A 20,493-nucleotide genomic window follows, 5' to 3' on the forward strand; every position below is an offset into this window, starting at 1 on the left:
CCTACTTCACGTCACGGAGAGGCCTTAATAACTCCGGCGAGACCTTGTACTGTTTCCTGCCATCCTCACCCAGCACGATCACACTCTTGCGATTGATTTTGGTGACGATCCCCAACACCGGTCCTTCCCGGCCTTCGAAGGTCACTTTCAGGCCAACCCGCAATTGACTCAAGGCATGCAGGGTTTCTTGTTCTTGCAGTTCATCAATTCGCTGGCAGATGGTCTGGTTCAGTTCCAGCAACTGGTCGATGGTCATGTCCTCAATGCGCACGGACGTTGGCCTCCGGCTGTTTGTTCTGTCGGTCAGGGTGGCGTGGGTCGATCAGCGCCCGTAGCGGATTGTCGGCGAACCGGGGTTTCCAGAGTCGGGGCGTCAGGTCGCTGACTTCACGGGCCGGGTGCTGGCTGATACGTTGCAGCACGTCCACCAGATACGTGTACGGGGTAATATCGTGCAGCTTGCAGGTGCTGATCAGGCTCTGGATGACGCCCAGGTGTTCCGCGCCCAGTTCGGTCCAGCAGAACATCCAGTTTTTCTTGCCCATTGGAATGGGGCGTAGTGCTCGTTCCAGGTGGTTGGTGTCTGGCTGCACATCCGGGTCTTCCAGGAACACGGTCAGGCTCGCTTCACGGCTGAGCACGTAGTTCAGGGCTTTGGTCAGCGAATCGCTGGGCACGAGGCCGCCTTGCGCCAACTGATCCCGGCACCACTGGAAGAAGTCGCTGACCACCGGTTTCGAGTGATCCAACCGGTACTGGCGTTTCTTCTCGCCAGTCAGCCCCTGGGTTTTGATGGCCTCTTCATTCCGGTACACCGTGGCGATCTGTTGCAGCGCGTCGGTGACTATCTCCGGATGATCCTTCTGCGCCTCGATAAAGTAACGGCGACTGTGCACCCAGCATTGGGCATGGGTGACGTTTTCCTGGGCGGCGGCATAACGGGCATAGGCCGCGTAGCCGTCACTGATCAGGGTGCCGCTGAACGATTCGCTGAGTACTTCTTCGATATGGGCACGCCCACGGCTGTTAGAGTAAGTGAACACCACCTCGTCGGCATCGCCATACAGCGGCCAGAACCAGCCGGATTTCATCTTGCCCTTTTGCGGGCCGGCCCGGCCCTGATGACCGGCCTTGATGGGCGTTTCGTCCATGGCCAGTACCCGACTGCGCAGTACGTTGTCGGTCTGGGCATCCACAATGGGGCGCAGCAGGTCGATGGCACGCTTGACCAGATTGGTCAGAGTGCTGCGACTGACGGTGATACCGGCCTGTTGGATACGCTGGTGCTGGCGATACAGCGGCAGATGGAACTGGAATTTGTCCACCAGCAACCCGGCCAGCAGGCTGACATCGGCCAGGCTGTTGTCCAGCACGTTGAACGGAGCCGGTGTCGTGATGAGCTTCTCGGTGCCCTTGCGCCGGAACACCGGGCGTTCGCACTTAAGCACCACATAGCTGGAGGCCCGCTGGGCCAGCCGGTAGGTGGTCTTGCTGCCGATCACTTCGTACTGGTCAGCCTCCGGCCCGGTCAGTTCCGGTGGCAGGTGTTCAATGACCTCCACCGGCACATCGGCGGTGAAGCGCAGGCCGGTGTCGTTCAGGCAGTCGTCGTCCCGCTGCTTCTTACCGGTACCACGCTGATAGGCTTTAACCGTGCGCTTTTTCTCTTCCGGTGGGTTCTCCGGAACCGGTGCATCGCCTTCCTGGAACAGGCTGTTCTGGCCCGGCAGGTCAAATGCCTGCTTCTCGGATTTGGGGCCGAACAGCTGCTTCTTGAACCAGTCCAGCTGGCGCTGAAGGGTCTGGACCTGCTCACGCAGCAGTGCATTCTCCTCGGCCAGAGCCGAGGAGGACGATGCATTGGGAGAAGGAGCAGAAGCCGTTGAATTCATGACCGATATTATACCGGAACCCGGCCTTCTATACCCCTCGAAAACGCTTGAACTGGCGGTATTTCTGCACCTCAATGCCATCGATCAGCAGTTGCAGATCCGTCAGCGTCAGGGCTCGCTGACCGGAGGCAGATAAAGGCACCCGGAACTGTCCCTGCTCCAGGCGTTTGGCCCACAGGCAGTAACCAGTGGTCGTAAAATACAGCATCTTCATCTGAGTTTTACGGCGATTGACGAAGACGAAATACTGGCCGCTGAGCGGGTCGTGCTTCAACTGATTCCGGACCAGGGCGCTCAGGCCCCGGAACGATTTGCGCATATCGGTGGGCTCAGTGCACAGCCAGATCCGGGCCTGACTATCGAGCCCGATCATCCGTTCTGGCTCAGCCGCAGTTCCACGCCGTTGCCCAGGCTGAGCACAATGTTCCAGCCGGGGCCGGAGGATGGAGAGTTGCCCATCAACGACGAGAGATCCAGAAAATCGGCTTCACCGGGACCTGACGACTCATCAGTCGACGGGTCGGACAGGCGCTTGCGCCAGTTACAGAAGCTGGCGTAACCGATCTTCTCCTGTTTACAAAACTGCGGTGCTGACAAGCCGCTGGCGCGCTGCTGATCAACCAGGGTCTGCCACTGTTCTGGAGTACGGTGCTTTCTCATGGGGGTAACCTCGTATCGGGAAATGTGAGGTTACTGTAGAGCGAATCTCAGCGGGGTGGCAGAACGTCGCGGAATGAACGCTTACACTCAAACGATCCAGATAGATCGGAGTATGTCGCCCTTGTCGATTGGTTGAGGGCTGTTCCTCGGAGCGAGGCAAAGTGGAAGCCGAAGAGCGGCTTGTTTACGTCTCAGTTGGTACGGGCTTCGCTGGATGGCCAGCCGTACACGGTCCAATACTTAGAGAAAGAGTTTGCCATCGATTTTACAGGGCTCTTAACCTAAGAGCTGGTATCAATAATTCGATGATTTTTGCAGCACTCTTAATGTCCAAAGCTTTCAAGGGATTCTTTTGCATCGGCTAACAGCCGTTCTCTTTGGCCAGAGATCCAGCGGAATCCTCTATTGAAACGGCCTACCGTCATGATGAGATTGGGCTGAACTTCAGCTAAGTGTGAGAGCCAATGGTGCAATGCGCTTCCGACTGTTGGTAATTCAATTGTTGGATCTAAATGGCGGGTCTGGTTTTCAAATACTTTCGGTCCTTCCTCTAGTTTCCAGAGAGAGCTCAATGCCTTATGCATCGTTAAACGGTTTTTGCGGAGAAAGAATCGCAAGCTTTTGAACTTTATGAGATCGTCGATGTCTGGGCGGAGGATCATTTCAGCAGCCACTATGGTTTTCCATTGCTGGCCTGGAACCCCAAATATCCAGTCGTGAGTTGTGCGATCAGAGAGACCGTTCCCTCCGTAAGGTCCCTCCCCAAGAGCCCTCGCAATCTCTCTAGCCTCAATGAATCGGTCTCGGTGTGATCGAGACCAATCAGGTTCAGAGTGTTGATAGAAATCGGAAAGTTTGATGATCTGGTCGGTCAGCCTCGTCGCGGCCTCATATCGCCTTTCTTCTACTTGACGCTCTCTTTGTTTTATTTCTCGCAATCTGGTGTTCAACTGGGTGCGCAGGTCGCTGATAACCTTGCTGCGCCGCCGAGAAAAAATCCATTTTAATCGGTCTCGTAGGAGCCACGATTCGGGGTCATTCTTTGGTTCAACCAGCAGAGCTAAGGTCGAGGTTTTCCCGAGCGGTTTACGAGAAATTTCGGTATCAGCTCGAACTGAACGAAGGATCAAATCGATAGGGTGTTCTTTTCGTTCGTTCACAACCAAATGGAGTCGAACTCGGTCTAACAATACCTCCGTTCTCGCAACGGGGTAGGTCTTTCGACGGCTGATTATCTCTTTCCCAATTGCCAAATCTATTGATTTACCGTCGCTGAAAAACGAGAACGTGCCTGTGTGCAGGTCATCTGGGAAGTCATAAAGCCGACACTCAGGCACCTCGAAATCCTGGCCGGTTAGGTTCTGCCCGAACTCTTCAAATTTTTTATCGTGATCGGCCAAGACCGGTCTTGCTATTCGTTCCTCAAACTCCAAGTCGTGTTCAGATTTCAGCCGGGACGCCAATGGGGTATGCAGCCAGAGCTGATTTTTGTGGTCAAGAATCTCTTTTTCGAGTTTGGCTTCGGTGAGAATGCCGTCCAGCATTAAATCTGGATTGAGCTCGATTTCCAGAAGGTCGATATCGCTTTTCTGTACCTTTCTGAGCTTCGCCTCATCGACGGGGTGAGATACTTTTATCTCGACAGCAATCCTAGTTTCTATGCCTCGAAACTGACCGACAAGAAGCACGTCTGGTTTCCAATCACCGAAATCATGCTCCTCCATCGTATTCTCAATGATGAAAGAGTTGTCAGAGAAGGGGCTCCACCATTCGTCATGGCTGGCTAACGTTTCTCCCAGCCGGGTCGTCCAGGCCTTAGGGACGAAGTGCTCCGCGCGTAAGCTCCATGTTCTTTGCTTTGCGACTATATTTTTTGCCCATTTGTGCAGGGCAGACTCTGCACAACTGAGGGTGCTTTCGGGTGGGGGAGTGTGATGGGCAAAGTGATGGGCTTTGAGCTCTCCTTTTCGGGCAACCAGCGGCGTTTCACAGCCAGGGCAGAGGCAATTACATCCCAGCCCACGGCTCACTTCGTCAATTCTGAGTAGCGAGCCCGTATCTTTATCTATTCCCACAGGTAGCTTGAAGCTGGGCTGGTTCGAGCTCATATCCTTTCCCTATGCGTCACCTTCAGAGGCGATCTGGGCTTGCGTGTTATTGGATGCCCTCATCTACGAGAGCCTGTTTCCAGTTCTTATCCATCACCATCCGGAAGCTTAGCGGCTCATCTTGCCCCTCAAGTGCAAGCTGCCCGATGGATGCTGTCACATCCGCGTATCGGGTAAATAGATCAAAGAGTTTCTGCTTGTACTCGGTGTCGTCATTGCCTTTCAGATGGTCACCCTTGGTTTCGAATACTGAGAAACGGAACTTGCCATTTTCAACACCGTGCACGCAGGCGAGAAGGTCGGGGTATACCCGATGGCGTTGCCAGCCTTGCAGGCCGTAGGAGCGCTGGTTAACGGCAATGCGGTGCCACCAATAAATACACTTGCTCTCGTCCAGGTACCAGGCGGTGCTTTTCTCCAGATCGTTAAGCTCACTTTGATAGACCTTCTCGAACAGGCTCTTTTCAAGTGGGTCACCATTTTTGCGATACAGCAAAGGGTCCACGTCAGAGACATTGATTTCCAGAGTCTCGGCAATTTTCCAGTTAAGGGCTGGGTCATTCGACGATACCAGGCGCAGGCTGATCTCCCCGCTATCGAGTTTGTCTCGGAATAGGTTTTCAGCCATTGCGTTGACTTGTTCTCGCAAGTCGACCTTCATTGCCTGGATCAAGTCGAGTCGGTTTGCGTATATCTGGGCCTCGGTCACGTCCTTATTTCTCAGGGCAGTGAGTGTTTCCTCCAGCAGGCGCATGCCTTGCCATGGGTTTGGTACTACATCCAGGAGCTGGCGCACCAAGTAGGGTATATCCAATCCCTCCTCTGGCACGGAGTAAACGGCTTCTTGTTCAAGCGCGAATGAGGTTTGCCCGTCCGCCTTTGCGTTTCGGTCAAGTGTCACCTTGGCCACGGTACGTTCGAGCTTGTCGGTATCCATAGTGGCTTTGTCGGCGCCCAGAAACTGCAAGGCTTCCCAATCCAGAGCACTGAGAACATCCCTTTCGTAATCCAAAGGCCGGTAGCCATCAGGCGAATTAATGTCTCGATGTAGTACGCGGGGCAGGAAAATCGGGGGCAAACCGGAAAACTGATTTCGCCGTTGAATGGTCTCTCGACGCATATTCCGTGTTTTTCCGGTACCAGGGTCCACTGAGGTTACGCTTGAGGCCAGGTCTGACATGCCCTCATCTTCCAGGCCCTTGCGTACACTGTTAATTGCCGCCGTTACATCCTGATCGAACGTGAACACGTAACACTCGTCCAGGGCGGAGACCCCTGTAGCTTTAGCATGAGGCTGGCGCAGCACTCGGCCGATCATTTGTGTCAGTGCGGTGGTCGCGGTCGTGCGTGACAGCACCGCCAGCGCGTAGGCGAATGGGCAATCCCACCCTTCACGCAGTGCGTCCTTGGTGATGATAAATCGCACGGAAGAGGTCGGCGAAAGGAGGTCCTCGTCAGCCAACTCATCATCGCTAGAGGTTTTGAGGCGTATGTGTTCTTCCTTTACCCCCAATTGATCCCGCAGGTACTCCCGGGCATCCTCTGCGTGAACCATCCCGGAATCACGTTGCTCTTTACCGGTGCGTTCCACCCGCACCAGAACGATAGGCCGTATATAGCGCCCTGACTCATTCTGAAAGGCGAGCGCCGCTTGCTCCAATTCTTGCTGTTTCGAATGGGCGAGAGTCAGAGTGTGCTTCCAACCACCTTTGCCCTCGTTGATCACGTTGATGGGCAGCTTGATCATCTCTTCATCTTTGAGATCCGCCCCGGGTACGTTCACCAGGACATTGGACTGGTGTTTGCTGTTGGTGTTTGGTGTGGCGGATAGCTCCAGAATGAAGCGGGGATTAAATCCGGCGATGGTATCGCGGGCGGTGTCGGAGTAGGCCTTGTGGCCCTCATCGATCACGACAACCGGGCGCACCAGTCGCAACACATTACCCAAGCTTTGCTTGATTGAAACGGAGTCTGGCACGACTCCTTCCGCAAACCCAAGGTCAGCCAGATCGTTCTGGTCCAGGTTTGGCACTTTATTAAGAAGGGCGCGGTTAGCCTCGCTGTCATCCTCGATAGGAAAGAAAGAGGTAAAACGGCCACTGTCGCGGAACAGGCGTAGCGTTTCTTTGGACTTGCGAGCGGCAGAGGGAAGCATCAGTAGCATCACACACAACTGGCCTTCAACATCGCGGCGAGTGAAGGCGTCGCCTTTCTCTAACAGCTTTACCCGTCCACCAGATGCGCGTTCCAGCATTTGTCGGTAGGGATGTTCGCGGTTTGCGAGTTGCTTCCAGGTTTGTCGATAGATGGCTTCAGATGGCACAACCCATAAAACCAGTCCAAGTTGGCGCTTGAAGTAATCCGTTTGCACGCGCTCCAAAGCGGCGGTGGCCAGCAGCGTTTTGCCGCCACCAGTAGGCACTTTGAAACAAATGTTGGGAATGGAAAGGCCCAGGCCATCATGGCGAGACAAGTGGGGCGCTACTACCGGCTGGTCGCCATGGTAAAGATAAGGCAATAGTCGCTCAGAATTCAACTGGTCCCATGTCTCGCGGCAGTAATCGCCGAGGGGCGCCGTTTTGCCTTTGGTCTGCTGGAACTCAACAAATTCTTCAGCCTGCTCGCGCTGTTCTTGAAGCACTGTCAGGTATCGGTCCAGCTTGCTCAATACACCTTGTTGGTACTCCTTCAGTTCCATGCTCAATCCCCCAGGATTCTGTGGACGGCATAGGGGAGTTGGCAGAACTCGATGCGGCGGGCAGTCAGTTCTTTCTGGCTCATGAACTTGGCAACGGCGAACACAATGGCGCGTTTGCCACCTTTGCTGTTCTGTTCTATCGCCGTCACCCTCTCGGCATTCAGTGCAGCTTCATTGGAGCGCAACCATTCACGGTCTGGCTGGTAGAATAGGTGTACCCGGAATAGATCTGTCTCACCAATAAAGCCATCGGGTGCCGGTTCGCCGACTTTGGCCAGTGATTGGCCTGTGGCAGTGTAGAAAACATAACGGGCCAGGGCATCGAAGGTGGGCAACCCCGTGCCGGTAAGCAGGCTTTCAATGTCTATAGGTTCGCCGAGTGTGCAATAGGTGAAGCTTCCTCCTAGTCCTGGCGCGGTTCCTTTTACCTTGCGCTCACCGGTGACAGTGAGAACACCATCTTTTATCTGTTTACTGATCTTGTCGTATTCGTGGCCCTGCAGATTCTCTATAGACGCAACATGGTCCAGCACCTTGGAGTGCTTCTTCTCGAATGTACTCCAGGTGATGTTTTCTCGGTGCAGTTCCTCACGTTGGGTACCGGTGTAGGGATAGCCATTGATTACCCTGCGTACGCGCTCAGCAGTGAGAGTATCTGCATAGTCTTCGCATTCGATAAGGATGAAGCGGCGGTTTCCGTCGTCCTTTTTGTTGGCTTCCAGGACGGCGTGAGCTGTGGTTGCGCTGCCCGCAAATGAATCCAGGACGAGAGAGTTCTTATCTGTCGCAATCGCCAGTACCCGTGCTACGAGAGCCTTGGGCTTAGGAGTAACAAAAATTTCTCGCTCATCGGTATCGGAAAATACCTTGAGGATCTCAGTTTTTGCATGCCGGGTGCTGCCTACGTCCTTCCAGTTCCAGATCGTCTGGGGAACAACACCGTCCCGCACCTCACTCAGAAATCGCTTAATGTTTGGATCTGCATTCCCATCAGCGCCCCACCAAATTCGCCCGTCCTGATCCATTTCCTTGAACTTTTCTTCGCTGATCCGCCAGTACTTGCCTTTCGGTGGGCCTTGTATCACTCGTCCTTTCGGAGTGGTGATGGAGTAAAGCCCTTTTGAGTACTTGTTTCTTGCGTCAAGGTCGCTGAGGAGCCAGGGTCCACGCGGGTCGTTATCTGGGTTCTGATAGCGAGAAATCATCTCATCGGTTCTGGGGAGATGGTTGAGCTCCCAAAACGCTATGTTCTTGGTGTAAACCAGCAAATAGTCGTGGTCTTCGCTGAAGTAGCGAGCAGTGTTCTTGGGGCTATCCATTTTGTGCCATATGCAGGATGCGACGAAGTTTTCTTCGCCGAAAATCTCGTCCAGCATCATCTTGCAACGCTGCGCTTCGTTATCGTCCAACGTAATCCAGATACTTCCACGCTCAGATAGAAGCTCTTTCAACAGCTGCAATCGAGGCCACATCATGCACAACCATTTGTCGTGCCGTTCCAGGTCCTCTTTGTCCACCGGGTTGGCGGACTTTTTCAACCACTCCCTCATTAGAGGCGAACGCACGTTGTCGTTGTAGCACCAGCCCTCGTTGCCGGTGTTGTACGGCGGGTCGATGAAAATGCAGTCGACTTTCCCGGCGTGAGTGGGTAGCAGGGCCTTGAGAGCTTCCAGGTTGTCACCCTGAATGATCAGGTTGTCATCCAACGAGGGTTCTTGATTCTTTGCAGGCAAAGATTTGTCCGAGATTACCTTTAACTCGCGAAATGGCACCCCAAGGTGGTGGGAGTAGACAAATTGCTTGCCCTTGAATTCAAGCGTTGGCATTAAAAGCTCCTGATCCAGTCAAAACACGCCTTGAAGGCGGGCATCTGTTCTTCAATCTCGGTCGCGCTGAGCGCTCGAAGAGTATCTTCTTGTTCTGCAATGGCGTCTTCACCCTTCTGGTCGGCTTTCGTGACTTGTTCGATACAGCCCTCGAGCCAGACCCAAACGCCGCTGTACTTTAATGTTTCATGGCTGCTCAGGGCAATTGCCTTGCCGTCCTCATTGGCGGCGTAGCAGGCCCAGGCATCGGCAGCTGACCATTCGGACTTTTTGTCATTTTGAGGAAGCCCGTTACCGTTGAGCGTAAAGCCATTTTGTTGTTTCAAAGCATCCAGAATTCGTTTTGCAGCCTGAATGTCTTCACCATCTCGCTCAAGAAGCCCGCTCCTTCGAGCGTGTGTGTAGGCAAAGTCCAGGTCGGCAACGGCACAGGCCTTAATGCCCATGGCGGAGAGAACAGTCAGTGCCTTGGGGATGTCTGCACAGGAGCCAAGAGACACAAAAGCGATGTGATCGAGCTCTGGCGCTTGGTCATAAAGCCGCTCGTAGGCAAGGGGGAGCAATCGGCGGTCCGTTTTGCCCTCGCAAATGACTACTCGATCTGCAAAGTAAATTTCAGTCAGGTTGCCCAGCTCGAACAGCGTGCGCGATTGACTTGGCCCTCCTTCCAGCGCCTCTTCGACAGCTTGGCGTAGTGGTTTGCGAACGTTTACGCCAGTCTCGGCAGCTTTCCCAACAATCACGGTATCGGCTGCGTTGTCTCGGCTTAGCATCATCGGAGAGTGAGTGGAGAAGACAACCTGGAAACCGGCGCCAGATAGGTGCGATAACGCCTGCCGCAATCGCCGAACTCCTTGTGGGTGCAAATAGAGTTCCGGCTCGTCGATCAGGAGAAGCCGGCGGGATGGGCTATCGTTACTGCTCTTGCGCGTATCCGCCAAATATCGAATTAGGGCCATTTGGATGGCCCGTTGTGTGCCAGTACCCATCTGATCGAAGCGCCGCCTGTCACCTGTGACCTTGTCTGTGACGTGGAGATCGCCAGCTTTGAAAAATTCTTTGACGTCTACAACTTGAAGATCCAGATCAAGAGCGAGACCCGGGAAAAAATGTGCCAGTGCGTCGGTTGCGTCGGAATCGAACTGCTGAAGGTGGTCTGATCGGTTATCGCCGTCAGCGGTTAAAACGTGGTGTATTGTCTCCAATGCTGCACTGAGCTCTGCGTGGGCCTCCAGAAGCGGCCCCATAATTTCATCGAGTAGGCTTTTGATAGTTGTGCCTGCCTTGGCCTTGCCAAGATCTTCGCCGATGTCGTGCATTGCCTGGACAACCAGCGGCTCTGGGAGTAGAGCCGACACAGCCTGCGGCAGGCCAGTTGGATAATTGCGCCACTGGTCGGGTTTGTCAGCGTCCGCACATTGCTCTGCATCCCAAACCTGCTTTTCGATGGACTTTGCAGTGGTGCCGGAAGCGACGACGCGAATCCACAAGCGGCCGCTTTTGCAATATGGGGCGATTGCTTTGCGGTGCTTAGCCTCGGGTATTTGATCCAGAACGGCTTCGCTGACCCCATCGATACACGCAGAGATTTCTACCGGCTTGTCGGGGTCGTGGAAATCCTGTTTTGAAAGTGCCGTTGGCTTCAAAACCCACTCAACGGCCTTGAGAATGGTAGACTTCCCCGTGTTGTTTTGGCCCACCAACGGGGTATAACCCTCCAGAGGCAGAGCGACGTTTTGGCATGCCCGGAAGTTCTTGATTGTTAGATGGCTTAGGCGGTGCATACAGGTCCCTTGTCTATTCGCAGTGAGAGAGTGCGGTCTTGGTACGTGCGACGCGGGTTGCCACGGACTAGTTCACGCGGGAAGCTGCTAGGCTCTGCGTTCCGCTAGAGGAAATCCCGACTTGTCGTCTGCCAGGTGCTATCTTTTTTGATTCTGCGCAATGATACCCGATAGGTAAGTGGCCGAATACCGAGCAGAAAAATAGGCTTTGAGATTGGGCACTACGACGTTCACTGAGTAAGGGTGGTTCAGTTGAAGAATCTAGGCATTGATAAAGATACCGGAGACATATACATCGGCAGTCGGGACCGTGGTCCAGAACGAGCCCGACATGTCCCGGTTTTTCCAGTTCGGATTTGGGGAAAGCTGCCTGACGCTATTTCTGGGCCGGAAGTAGATTCATTTATTGTCTCTGAGTATGTGTTCCAGGAGGTCTCATTTGACCCCGTGTCTCAGATAAGGCGCGGCTACGTATGGCACAGAATGGACTCGCAGCCTCAGTATTGGGGGCATCCTCCCCGACAGGAAGCCAGGTTGGTTACTTTCCAGTATCAGGGGTTTCAGGGTGTTTTGGGCGGTGGTGAGTTACCCAGTCAAGTCATGTTCACCTTTGGCAGTCAGTCGAACTTCACGATTGGTGAACTTGTGCATTTTGAGACGGATGCGATTGGCCAGGAGCTGTTAACGATAAAGATGAGGCCGCAATTCGGATTTCTTCCGCACATAAAAGAAGGCGTTCTTAGCAAAGAGGACCAACGCCGTGTCGAATCGGCCTTAGACGACGTTGTGCAGGGCTTTCGTTCATCCCCGCCAGCTTCAGTTATAGACCGGTGCCGTGACGCTTTGACGGTGTTCTTGTCGATAGAGCTCCAGATAAGCGGTAAGGACCTGGGCTACCTGATAAAAAAGTATGATGCTGTGACAGAGACAAGAACTGTGGTCGCCAGTCTTGCTCACACGGTCGCCAGATTGCACGCGAGGGGCAAGCCCGCTGAGACGAAATTTCCGCCCGTTTCGGATCGACAAGCAGAGCTGGCGGTAGGTGCAGTGTCTGAGGTGTTGGTATCGCTTCGCTGGGCAACATGGTCTCAGGTGGTAATATAAGGTCTTGATGGAGCCTTTTTGATAGCGCTGCCACCTAAAATTCTTTAGCCCAGTGATTCAATTGGTTACCTCACGATCAATCGAATCAATGCTCCTGCGCCATTTCGTTTTGAATCAGGATTCCTATTTCCTCAAATGGGTCAAGGCTCAGTCTGCTGCAGGTTTCAAGGTACCGATCGATATAGGTTCTTAGGTCGTCCGTGTTGGTTAAAATGAAATTCATAAAGCCTTGTTTGCCCTCGTTTGCCGGACGAATCTCTGTGAGGTTTAAATAAAGAGGGCCTATGGAACTGGTTTCCTCAAGCCAGGAAGGATTTCTTCCAGCTTGACTGATTACGTAAATCGCCTTCACCTCAGGTAGGGTGAGTTGGTCTAGGAAATGGTTCAGGTTCACGGTGGGGTCGCTGTCACGTCCCGTTTCACTGACAATGGCTTCCACGCTCTCGACTATTATTTTAAGGGAAGTTGTTGCAGATTCTGCTTGGCTCTTGTGGTTCACTAGTTCGACCCTTTCTCTTCGTTAAGTTGAACCATCATGATGCCACAAAATTGCAGGCCTGTTCGTAGGGTGGGCCCTGTCCGGCGTCCACTGGCTGCCACTGACGTCCATGGGGCCCACCGAAATACCTAGAGGCTCCAGCCTCTCGTTGCTCCATGGGTCATATCACGTTCGACTTGCTTTTCCAGCAACCATGCGTGCACCTCGGAATCAATCCAGCCGACGGCTCTGCCGCCAAGGTAGATGGGCCGTGGAAACGTGCCTGCATCAACATACTTGTACAGTGTGGACCTGGCCAGTCCGGTTTTATCTTGCACTTCTGCCAGTCTGAGCACTCTCATACATCCTCCTCCTTCAATTGCTCAGAGTATTTGTCGGAGAGTTCAAGCGGTCATGCCGGGCGGCTCAGTGTCCACATCAAGTTAGGCGATATCGAGGTCGACTCAGAGCCCAAAATTCAAAGGCGTGCTCTGATATAAACGAGGCCGCCCACGACGCGGTCCTTCCTGACTACTCGGTTTGCGGCTCGTCTGAAACGTCCTGCCGTTGACCAACATAGCCGCGTATTCGTCGACCTTGGTAAGGTATTTGGCCAGCTCGAAAAGCCCCCTTTGCTTTTCTGTGTCGTGATAGTCGATGCAGCCCATAGCGTTGTAGTGATAGGTTTTTTCTGCACCAAGATTGCAATTCCAAGGATGACCCTGGCAACCGGTAATAGCCTTGGTCCACATTTCACCAATGAGGCGACCATGGGTGATGTCCTCCTGGCATTGATGACCGTCAAAGAAGAAGATGAAGTGGTAATGGAAGCCCTTCTCGGGCTGCCACTCCAGTTTCCAGGCGTACCCTAGCAGATGGTTGAACAGGGGATGGGTGTTAAATGCGTGGCAGATTTGCTCTCTGTGGTAACGCGCCGTCTCGTAGTCGATATAAGGACTGTCGAACTTGCTGTAGCCTAGGTCTACTCGAACAACCATCAGGCGACTGTTGCACTCGAAGAGGGCTTCCATGAGCTCACAGAGACGCTTGTAATTGTCGCGGCTATTACGTCGGTTCCGACTACACTCGTAGACAAAGTCCCGCTGCCCCATGCTCTGATACCAGGCTTCCAGGCGTTCATTGAGATCTGTGACCACCTGTTCCGCCGCCTGACGGCTCATCGCTGACGGCTGACGAAATCCAGCCTCGTGCAGATACCCACACTCACCGAAGGCCCATAGAAAACGAGTAGCGTAGGGACTGGGTCGATAATGCTGACCAATATCCGTCTTCTCAAACATGGTCACTAATACGGTGAAAACTGCTGTCAGCATCTCTAAGAGCGGATCTGGGGCCAACACTACCGTTTCTGCGCCGAAGGCTTCGGGCTGAATGAGTCGCTGGTGATTAAGGATATGCCGCGCATTGGCCATGGTTTTTAGCTGTTGGTCAACCCAAACCAGATCGTGTCGCCAGTGGTAATCTGAGGGCATTGTGATTGGCTGACCTAGCGGATTGGTAATGATTTCACCGCCGTGTAATCCGCCCAACCAATCCATCATCTCCTCGTCGGTCGGGGTATCGTGGTATGTGTAATGGTCCATTGTCGTTCTCCGGGTTAGGTGGTCTGAGCGTTGCGCTCGTATCATTACCCCGGCCTGTAAAAAGTGATCTGTCCTCCTGAACGTAATTCGGTTAAGCCCCTTTTGATCCTCGTTTGAATTGCTGAATGCGGTTCATTGCCCCGTATGCAATGGATTGCTTTAAGGTGTTGATTCTCTCAATATCTCTGTAACCACTCCCAGTACCGCGATGGGCTTTCACTGTGTGAGCCCATCTCCTCTTTGCTACTGTACCCACTGATAAGGCGTACAGCTGTTAGCCAATAACATACAAACCCAAAAGCGGATATTTTACTTCGTAAGAAAAGTCGGGAGCGCTGGATGCGGAATGTCGGGCAAAGCTGGAGGATAGGTAGATTGGTTGCAAAAAGAATTAACGTTGGTAGCGGGGCTAGCCAGAGGCGTTACTGATACCGGTACATTGCGGATGGGTCAGGCAGCTTCGAATTGCGCTTCAGGTTCATCGAGGGACTCATCGCTACTCTCTTCAGCACAGCAAGCTAGCCAATACTCGATTTCGGTCCGCAGCCAGCCGACCGAGGCACCTACCAGTGATACCGGATGCGGAAACTCTCTTTCGTGAATGTATTTGTACACCGTCGCCCGAGCCAGGCCCGTTAACTCAACAACTTGCTTGATTCTGAGGATCTGTAGGTCCTTTTGACAGATGTTGCCCTTTCCAATGGTGACGGCCCATGGGGTGGTGTGCTCTGCGTTGCCAGGGACGGAATCACGTTCGCGCACTCGTTCAACGATCCATTGGTCTATTCGTTTTGTTGTCCAGCCAACTGACATACCACCAAGCGTTATCGGGCGGGGAAATAGGTCTTGGCCTGAAAACTTATAGATTGATGAGCGGCCAAGGCCTGTCTTTTGAATGACGTCTCTGAGCCTGAGGATTTGCATGGTTGATCTCCTGACCTGTTGGTTCAGAAGATCTGTTGAGCCCTGTACAAACTAACAGAGCGACTTGAGCTGGATATGAGCCTTTAGCTTTCAGAGCCGGCTTCGGGGGTAAGTTCATTGGTGTCAATATTCGATTGCTTACTCTCGCTGCTGTGGGACTCGGGAGGGTAGACTACGGCTATCAGAGCACGAAAATTCGACCCGCGAGGCGTTGGCACCAGTTCGAATGAGACTACTGGGGAAAACTTACCTCCCATTGTTGGCAGGTTCGCCAAGATGGCGCTCGCCAAAGAGCTTGCAATCTTAAAAACAACTCTCAGAAGCATTTGCCGGTTCTCTTTCAGAGGAAAGCCTGCAGATTTAAACGGCTGAAAGCGAACAGGTAACAATTCGCGATATAGCGTCTTTAGCTGACCAATGGTCGGCGATTTCCTGTGCTCTCCCGGAATCTCAGCCATCCGTGAAAAGGCTATTACGCGAGCAACTCGATCCACTACTGTTTGAAATGCTAGCCGCAGCCCGGAATTCGTGGCTTCCTTAAAAAAGTCATTCACCAATGCAGAATCGAAATTCGGTATGTCCATTAACTGCTCAACATGCAATTTGGCTGTTGCAAGTTCGAGGGTTTCTTGATTGCTCAATTGCTTCCCCGATTTCCTGGCGCGTTCACGTCTGAGGGTCCTTGATTGGCTTTTAATATCGAAAAGCGCATGGGCCGCATCGCCAGAATCGAGAGTCACTAGAGTCTTTTGGATGATCGTTGAAGGAATCGGCAGCTTGAGCAGGTTATGACTCAGGTCTAGCCAATAAGACGTAGTCGTTCTCCCCAATATTTGCCTCCCCGTGACGCCGGGTACTGTAGCAAGTATCAATCCCATTTTTTTCAGCTTGCTGACCTGGAGATTTATCCTTTGGGCTGTCATCCCGGTGTAGGTCATCAGCTTAGTCGAGCCAAGGCCGTAGACTGCTCCACACTCATTGGCTGAACTGAGCAGAGCGATAAGAAACACAATGTTTGACGGAGAGAGGATAGGACCATCAGCGCCGAGGTTTGAGGTGCGGTGGGATAGGAGGGCCCGGATCGATGCAAGATGGGGCTCTTCACGTGACTCAGTGGGCTTCAGCGCCTGCAACTGTCTCCCGGCTTCTGGTGAGACGTTGAACTGTCGTTTGGGTCGTCCTTTCTCACCGGTTAGGTGCTGGGACTCAAGATAGCCATTCTCAGTCAGCTCATTGAGAATCTTGCCGGCCCTTGACCGAGGTATCGCCATCGTTTGAGCGCACTCCTGAACGGTTATACGGATAGGCAGCTTATCCCCTTTGTCCAGCCAGAGCTTCATCAGCACGTAGCGAGCTTGTGGAGAATTACCGGAAAGGTTTGTCAGCAAAGTTGAGGTCGACATCCACTCAACTTAGCCCTCAATGCTGTAGCTGTCTAGAATTTAATGCGCATAAATACCCCTGTAAAAGAAAATAAAAAGGTCTAGCTGTTTATTAGTAATGCCACTAAGTGGTAAAACTAAGTCGTCACACTAAATAGTACGACTAAGTGGTAGCTAAAATCAGTCTGTTTGGACTGTTGATTAATGCATCTAATTTCGCTGTGGGGTAGGTATGCCAGAAGACTGGAGAAAAAGAGCTATCCGCTGGTTGAGTAAAAGCAACGAGGCTCAGCAATCCTGGGCCATTAACTACTTAGGAGAGAAAGGCTGGTTTTTGCGTGGTAGGCGACCTGATGAGTCGAGCTACGACTACCTGGTAACCCATATCCGTGATGCGCCTGAAGTCTTGGCAAAGAAAGACGACCTGCGGAAATTGAAGAGGGCTTGGAGTCAGAAAAAGAAACGGGATGAAAAGGGGCCGCGAAAGACTTACTCCTTCATGATGAGCAAGTCGATCGGGCCAAAGCTGCGCCAGTTGGCGAAAGATCGCAATGAGCCTGCCTATAAGGCTTTGGAGGCGGTGGTCCTTGAATACGCAAGCATTGTAAAGTCCAAGGCGTGGGTCGAGTTGAGCCAGAGCAATATCCAAAAGCGATTGGATAAATTAGCTCAAGAGCTGAAAGACGCGGAGGACAAGCGCAAAGAGCTAGACGCCAGAGAGGCGGAGGTTCAGCGTCAGCTGGCGGAGCTTGAGGCTCGCGCTAAGGATCTTGAAGCGCAGGAGGACAAGTATCTCGAAGATGCGGTAACCCTGGATAATCAGAGGGGGCTCATATTGCAGTTATACGAAGACTATAGGGATTTGCTGCATGCGCAGGCTTTTGACAAACCTATCATTAGACGAGTGACGGCACCGATTTCGGCTCCCTGGAACTATAGGGGACGGTTAAAGGCTTCCCCCTTTTTGCAGCGCTATCAGGACTTGCTAGCGAGCTTAAAGAGATAATCCGACCAAGATTGCATCATTTGGCGCCTCTCTTCGAGCCGCGCTGAGCGATTGTAGGCAGCAGCTACTTGGTTGCGCTGTTTGTGAGCCAGTTGAAGTTCAATTACCTCTGGCTGCCAGTTCTGTTCGTGGAGTAGGGTGGATGCTGTTGCGCGAAATCCGTGACCAACCATGACGGAGCCATCGTAGCCCATGGTCTTTAATGCGACGTTAATCGTATTCTCGGAGAGTGGCCGTTTCCGTTTAACGGATTCGAAAACCAGGCTCTGATGTCCGGTGATGATCTTGAGCTCTTTCAGTATTTCGACGGCCTGGGTCGAAAGAGGCACGATGTGGTCCGGCACCTGACCCGCTCTCTTGGCTTTCTGAGTACCTTTCATTCGCTTTCCTGGAACAACCCAAGTCGCTTTATCAAGATCAATCTCGGCCCATTCTGCGTTTCGCAGTTCGCCCGGCCGAAGAAATAGCATGGGTGCAAGCTTTAAGGCCGCTCTGGTGGATGGATGTCCCGAGTAGGCATCGATTGCCTTGAGGAGCTTTCCTAGCTCATCCGGGTTGATAATGGCGGATCTATGTCGAGTCGGGGTGGTTTTGAGTTGGCCTTTCAGCGTGGCTGTGGGGTCTATCTCGGCGCGATCTGCTGCTACTGCAAAACGAAAGATCTCTCCGATACGTTGCCGGATTCGATGAGCTGTCTCGTGTTTGCCCTGTTCCTCTATTGGCCTTAGGGCTTCCATGACAGTTGCCGGTTTGATTTCTTTGATCGGTATGCTGCCCAGTTTTGGGAATGCCCAGGTCTCAAGCCTTCTCTTCGCGACTTCCAGCGTGCTATCTGCGAGCTCTCCCTTCTTCAGTTTGAGCCAGTCCTCCGCAACGGCTTTGAATGTATCCGTTTGCTCCTTTTTGGCGGCTTTCTGATCCCTTTTGACCTCATTGGGGTCAATACCGTCAGCAATCTGTTCCCGCGCCGTGGTCCGACGCTCCCGAGCCAGTTTCAGCGATACATCGGGGTAAACGCCGAGGGCAAGTGTTTTCTCTTTGCCGTCAAATCGGTACTTCATGCGCCAATACTTCCCGGACGGCTGAATGTCCAGGTAAAGTCCGGCTCCATCAGTGAGCTTGGTTCGCTTGCCGAATTTTTCGAACTTGGCGGATTGAACCTTTTTGTCGGTAAGGAGGTTTATAGGCCTGGACATGGCGTGGGTTCGAACTCTCATTGGGGGTACAAAATCTACTATAGCTGGATGGATTTCACTTTGCACCCCAGATGTGCCCCCAAAATGTGTAGACTCAGGCGGAATATAGTAGATCGATAAGGACGCTGCTTTTCGGAAAAAAGCTTTTAAAACAGATGATTGAGAGTTTCTGTGGATCGATGCGGAAGGGTAACTGGTACCCCCGGCAGGACTCGAACCTGCTACCTGTCCCTTAGGAGGGGACCGCTCTATCCAGATGAGCTACGGGGGCGAGAGGTCGGGTATGATACCCGTGGGTTGCGCCTGGCTCAACCAAGCTGGTTGGCCAAGCCGCCCACACCTGATAATTTAACGCCCCGTTTTCTGTGGAGCCGGAGTTTCCATGGTCACCGTCCCGCTGCACGTTTCTTTTATCGTGCCTGTCCTGAACGAGGCTGCGTCTATTGTAGTCGCGCTCGGTGATTTGCAAGGCTGGCGTGAGATTGGGCACGAAGTAATCGTCGTGGATGGTGGTAGTACTGACGATACGGTCGCTTTGGCCACGCCATTCTGCGATCAGGTGATCCAGGCGTCCAAGGGCCGGGCCAGCCAAATGAATGCCGGGGCCGCGGTCGCTGGTGGAGAAGTCGTGGTGTTCCTCCATGCTGATACCCGTTTGCCCCTTGATGCTTTGGAGCATCTACAGCGTTTCGTAGACAGTCCGGCGACCTGGGGGCGTTTCGACGTTCGCCTGAGTGGTGGGCAATGGATTTATCGCGTTATTGGCGGCCTGATGAATCTCCGGTCACGGCTGACCGGTATGTGCACCGGCGACCAGGCAATGTTCGTACGCCGCGCCATGTTTCAGGAGGTGGGCGGTTTTGAGCCGCTCCCCCTAATGGAAGACATCGCTCTCAGTCGACGGCTTCTCGTTCTATCGCGTCCATACTGTGTTCGATCCCAGGTCGTCACCGACAGTCGCCGCTGGGAAAAACACGGCCCCTGGAAAACCATCCTAATGATGTGGCGGCTGCGCTGGCGTTATTGGCGCGGCGAGGATCCCGCGTCCCTGGCCGAGGTCTACTATCCCGATGTCTCCTCCAAACCCGAACACTAGTTTCAGAGACTGTATCATTCAATTCGCCAAGTGGCCGGAACCCGGGCACGTAAAGACCCGGCTTGCTGCAGAGCTCGGTAACGACGGAGCCATGGAGGCGCATATCCAATTGACCTGTGCGGTTCTCGACAACCTGCTGGCGGTTGGCTGCCCGCTCCATTTCTGGTGGGACCGGCCCGAGCCGAAAAGCAGGAAATATGCAGCACGAATCCTGGCAAGACTTGAAGCCAATAGGGTCATTTCAGGCAGCCAAGTTGGGGCGGGTCTGGGCGAACGGATGACGCACGCTCTGAATGAAGGGCTTGAATCATCGGACCGGGCAGTGATTGTCGGCAGTGACTGTCCTTCGGTGGATGCCGATTACGTTCTCCAGGCGTTTGCCGCATTGGAGAGCGCTGACGTGGTCCTGGGGCCTTCCAACGATGGTGGGTTCGTACTTCTCGGCAGCCGGCGCGACTTGGGCTCGGCATTGAACGGCATCGATTGGGGGACAGATCAGGCGTTGGCGCAAACAGTGGCTGCGTTGCTCGATAATGGCTTTAGAACAGTTCAGTTGGACGAACGGTGGGACGTTGATGAACTCGCCGACTGGGAGCGATTTTGTACGGAATGGCAGGTAACGCAGTAAATGTAGCGGACGCTTCAGCTTCCGAGCAGGCCGCAGGCCTGCCGATATACCCGGGGCCCTGGCGGGCCCTCCGAAGCTAAAGCGTCGGCTACATGCTTGGGGCTGCT

19 protein-coding genes and 1 tRNA gene are annotated in these 20,493 nt (G+C 53.4%); 5 read left to right on the plus strand and 15 right to left on the minus strand.

The window, feature by feature from the left end; translation table 11 throughout:
- Position 1: 1 nt before the first annotated feature.
- From RE428_RS09265 to RE428_RS09300, 8 genes are all read right to left on the minus strand, one after another.
- On the minus strand, positions 2–271 hold the full coding sequence (locus RE428_RS09265; RefSeq protein ID WP_004578758.1) for a hypothetical protein: 270 nt from the start codon (positions 269–271) through the stop codon (positions 2–4).
- Positions 261–1,892: an IS66 family transposase gene (gene tnpC, locus RE428_RS09270; RefSeq protein WP_004578759.1), complete on the minus strand. Its 1,632-nt coding sequence runs from the start codon at positions 1,890–1,892 to the stop codon at positions 261–263. Before tnpC ends, RE428_RS09265 begins: the two co-directional genes overlap by 11 nt.
- Before the next feature lie 28 nt (positions 1,893–1,920).
- Positions 1,921–2,265 (minus strand): IS66 family insertion sequence element accessory protein TnpB, encoded by a 345-nt coding sequence (gene tnpB / locus RE428_RS09275; RefSeq protein ID WP_004578760.1) that lies wholly within the window; start codon positions 2,263–2,265, stop codon positions 1,921–1,923.
- The gene (tnpA, locus tag RE428_RS09280; protein WP_004578761.1) at positions 2,262–2,552 is read right to left on the minus strand and encodes an IS66 family insertion sequence element accessory protein TnpA; all 291 of its coding nucleotides are present in this window, start codon (positions 2,550–2,552) and stop codon (positions 2,262–2,264) included. Before tnpA ends, tnpB begins: the two co-directional genes overlap by 4 nt.
- A gap of 323 nt (positions 2,553–2,875) precedes the next feature.
- Positions 2,876–4,660, minus strand: a complete 1,785-nt coding sequence (locus tag RE428_RS09285; protein WP_004581725.1) for a competence protein CoiA family protein — start codon at positions 4,658–4,660, stop codon at positions 2,876–2,878.
- A 46-nt stretch (positions 4,661–4,706) separates the two neighbouring features.
- Entirely contained in the window at positions 4,707–7,358 is a 2,652-nt protein-coding gene (locus RE428_RS09290; protein WP_004581726.1) for a DEAD/DEAH box helicase, read from the minus strand.
- A gap of 2 nt (positions 7,359–7,360) precedes the next feature.
- A complete protein-coding gene (locus RE428_RS09295) occupies positions 7,361–9,184 on the minus strand; it encodes a site-specific DNA-methyltransferase (protein ID WP_004581727.1) in 1,824 nt (607 codons plus the stop codon).
- Entirely contained in the window at positions 9,184–10,968 is a 1,785-nt protein-coding gene (locus RE428_RS09300; protein ID WP_004581728.1) for an ATP-dependent nuclease, read from the minus strand. Before RE428_RS09300 ends, RE428_RS09295 begins: the two co-directional genes overlap by 1 nt.
- 534 nt (positions 10,969–11,502) lie before the next feature.
- On the opposite strand from RE428_RS09300, the gene RE428_RS09305 reads away from it, so the two are divergent.
- Positions 11,503–12,072 (plus strand): hypothetical protein, encoded by a 570-nt coding sequence (locus tag RE428_RS09305; protein WP_227500231.1) that lies wholly within the window; start codon positions 11,503–11,505, stop codon positions 12,070–12,072.
- 85 nt (positions 12,073–12,157) lie between these two features.
- Here the strand turns inward: RE428_RS09305 and RE428_RS09310 are convergent, their stop codons facing one another.
- The 5 genes from RE428_RS09310 to RE428_RS09330 form a co-directional block, all read right to left on the minus strand.
- Positions 12,158–12,571 (minus strand): hypothetical protein, encoded by a 414-nt coding sequence (locus RE428_RS09310; RefSeq protein WP_004581730.1) that lies wholly within the window; start codon positions 12,569–12,571, stop codon positions 12,158–12,160.
- A gap of 128 nt (positions 12,572–12,699) precedes the next feature.
- Positions 12,700–12,912, minus strand: a complete 213-nt coding sequence (locus RE428_RS09315; protein ID WP_004581731.1) for a helix-turn-helix transcriptional regulator — start codon at positions 12,910–12,912, stop codon at positions 12,700–12,702.
- 102 nt (positions 12,913–13,014) lie between these two features.
- Positions 13,015–14,154: a YagK/YfjJ domain-containing protein gene (locus RE428_RS09320; RefSeq protein WP_004581732.1), complete on the minus strand. Its 1,140-nt coding sequence runs from the start codon at positions 14,152–14,154 to the stop codon at positions 13,015–13,017.
- 450 nt (positions 14,155–14,604) lie between these two features.
- Complete coding sequence (locus RE428_RS09325; protein ID WP_004581733.1) at positions 14,605–15,078, minus strand: AlpA family phage regulatory protein; 474 nt, start codon at positions 15,076–15,078, stop codon at positions 14,605–14,607.
- 83 nt (positions 15,079–15,161) lie between these two features.
- Complete coding sequence (locus RE428_RS09330) at positions 15,162–16,481, minus strand: hypothetical protein (RefSeq protein WP_169334043.1); 1,320 nt, start codon at positions 16,479–16,481, stop codon at positions 15,162–15,164.
- Here RE428_RS09330 and RE428_RS24430 point away from each other — a divergent pair.
- Together RE428_RS24430 and RE428_RS09335 are read left to right on the plus strand one after the other, a co-directional pair.
- Positions 16,436–16,555, plus strand: coding sequence for an SWIM zinc finger family protein (locus RE428_RS24430; RefSeq protein ID WP_115840252.1), 120 nt, complete (start codon positions 16,436–16,438; stop codon positions 16,553–16,555). The genes RE428_RS09330 and RE428_RS24430 overlap by 46 nt on opposite strands.
- A 137-nt stretch (positions 16,556–16,692) precedes the next feature.
- Positions 16,693–17,466 carry a coiled-coil domain-containing protein gene (locus RE428_RS09335; protein WP_154660761.1) on the plus strand — a complete coding sequence of 258 codons (774 nt, stop codon included), beginning with the start codon at positions 16,693–16,695 and terminating at the stop codon, positions 17,464–17,466.
- Here RE428_RS09335 and RE428_RS09340 read toward each other — a convergent pair.
- Both RE428_RS09340 and RE428_RS09345 read right to left on the minus strand, forming a co-directional pair.
- Positions 17,436–18,662 carry a tyrosine-type recombinase/integrase gene (locus RE428_RS09340; protein ID WP_004581736.1) on the minus strand — a complete coding sequence of 409 codons (1,227 nt, stop codon included), beginning with the start codon at positions 18,660–18,662 and terminating at the stop codon, positions 17,436–17,438. The genes RE428_RS09335 and RE428_RS09340 overlap by 31 nt on opposite strands.
- A gap of 194 nt (positions 18,663–18,856) precedes the next feature.
- Positions 18,857–18,933: transfer RNA gene (locus tag RE428_RS09345), tRNA-Arg, on the minus strand.
- Positions 18,934–19,044: 111 nt separating this feature from the next.
- On the opposite strand from RE428_RS09345, the gene RE428_RS09350 reads away from it, so the two are divergent.
- Together RE428_RS09350 and RE428_RS09355 are read left to right on the plus strand one after the other, a co-directional pair.
- A complete protein-coding gene (locus tag RE428_RS09350) occupies positions 19,045–19,758 on the plus strand; it encodes a TIGR04283 family arsenosugar biosynthesis glycosyltransferase (protein ID WP_004581737.1) in 714 nt (237 codons plus the stop codon).
- A complete protein-coding gene (locus RE428_RS09355; protein WP_051079792.1) occupies positions 19,733–20,386 on the plus strand; it encodes a TIGR04282 family arsenosugar biosynthesis glycosyltransferase in 654 nt (217 codons plus the stop codon). Before RE428_RS09350 ends, RE428_RS09355 begins: the two co-directional genes overlap by 26 nt.
- Positions 20,387–20,493: the final 107 nt, after the last annotated feature.

The sequence above is a fragment of the Marinobacter nanhaiticus D15-8W genome (assembly GCF_036511935.1).
GTDB lineage: Bacteria > Pseudomonadota > Gammaproteobacteria > Pseudomonadales > Oleiphilaceae > Marinobacter_A > Marinobacter_A nanhaiticus.

Bases quoted from the DNA above. Each gene is read 5' to 3' on its own strand.
- tnpC (WP_004578759.1), bottom strand. From the start codon at position 1,892: ATGAATTCAACGGCTTCTGCTCCTTCTCCCAATGCATCGTCCTCCTCG.
- tnpB (WP_004578760.1), bottom strand. From the start codon at position 2,265: ATGATCGGGCTCGATAGTCAGGCCCGGATCTGGCTGTGCACTGAGCCC.
- tnpA (WP_004578761.1), bottom strand. From the start codon at position 2,552: ATGAGAAAGCACCGTACTCCAGAACAGTGGCAGACCCTGGTTGATCAG.
- RE428_RS09285 (WP_004581725.1), bottom strand. From the start codon at position 4,660: ATGAGCTCGAACCAGCCCAGCTTCAAGCTACCTGTGGGAATAGATAAA.
- RE428_RS09290 (WP_004581726.1), bottom strand. From the start codon at position 7,358: ATGGAACTGAAGGAGTACCAACAAGGTGTATTGAGCAAGCTGGACCGA.
- RE428_RS09295 (WP_004581727.1), bottom strand. From the start codon at position 9,184: ATGCCAACGCTTGAATTCAAGGGCAAGCAATTTGTCTACTCCCACCAC.
- RE428_RS09300 (WP_004581728.1), bottom strand. From the start codon at position 10,968: ATGCACCGCCTAAGCCATCTAACAATCAAGAACTTCCGGGCATGCCAA.
- RE428_RS09315 (WP_004581731.1), bottom strand. From the start codon at position 12,912: ATGAGAGTGCTCAGACTGGCAGAAGTGCAAGATAAAACCGGACTGGCC.
- RE428_RS09320 (WP_004581732.1), bottom strand. From the start codon at position 14,154: ATGGACCATTACACATACCACGATACCCCGACCGACGAGGAGATGATG.
- RE428_RS09325 (WP_004581733.1), bottom strand. From the start codon at position 15,078: ATGCAAATCCTCAGGCTCAGAGACGTCATTCAAAAGACAGGCCTTGGC.
- RE428_RS09330 (WP_169334043.1), bottom strand. From the start codon at position 16,481: ATGTCGACCTCAACTTTGCTGACAAACCTTTCCGGTAATTCTCCACAA.
- RE428_RS09335 (WP_154660761.1), top strand. From the start codon at position 16,693: ATGCCAGAAGACTGGAGAAAAAGAGCTATCCGCTGGTTGAGTAAAAGC.
- RE428_RS09340 (WP_004581736.1), bottom strand. From the start codon at position 18,662: ATGTCCAGGCCTATAAACCTCCTTACCGACAAAAAGGTTCAATCCGCC.
- RE428_RS09350 (WP_004581737.1), top strand. From the start codon at position 19,045: ATGGTCACCGTCCCGCTGCACGTTTCTTTTATCGTGCCTGTCCTGAAC.
- RE428_RS09355 (WP_051079792.1), top strand. From the start codon at position 19,733: ATGTCTCCTCCAAACCCGAACACTAGTTTCAGAGACTGTATCATTCAA.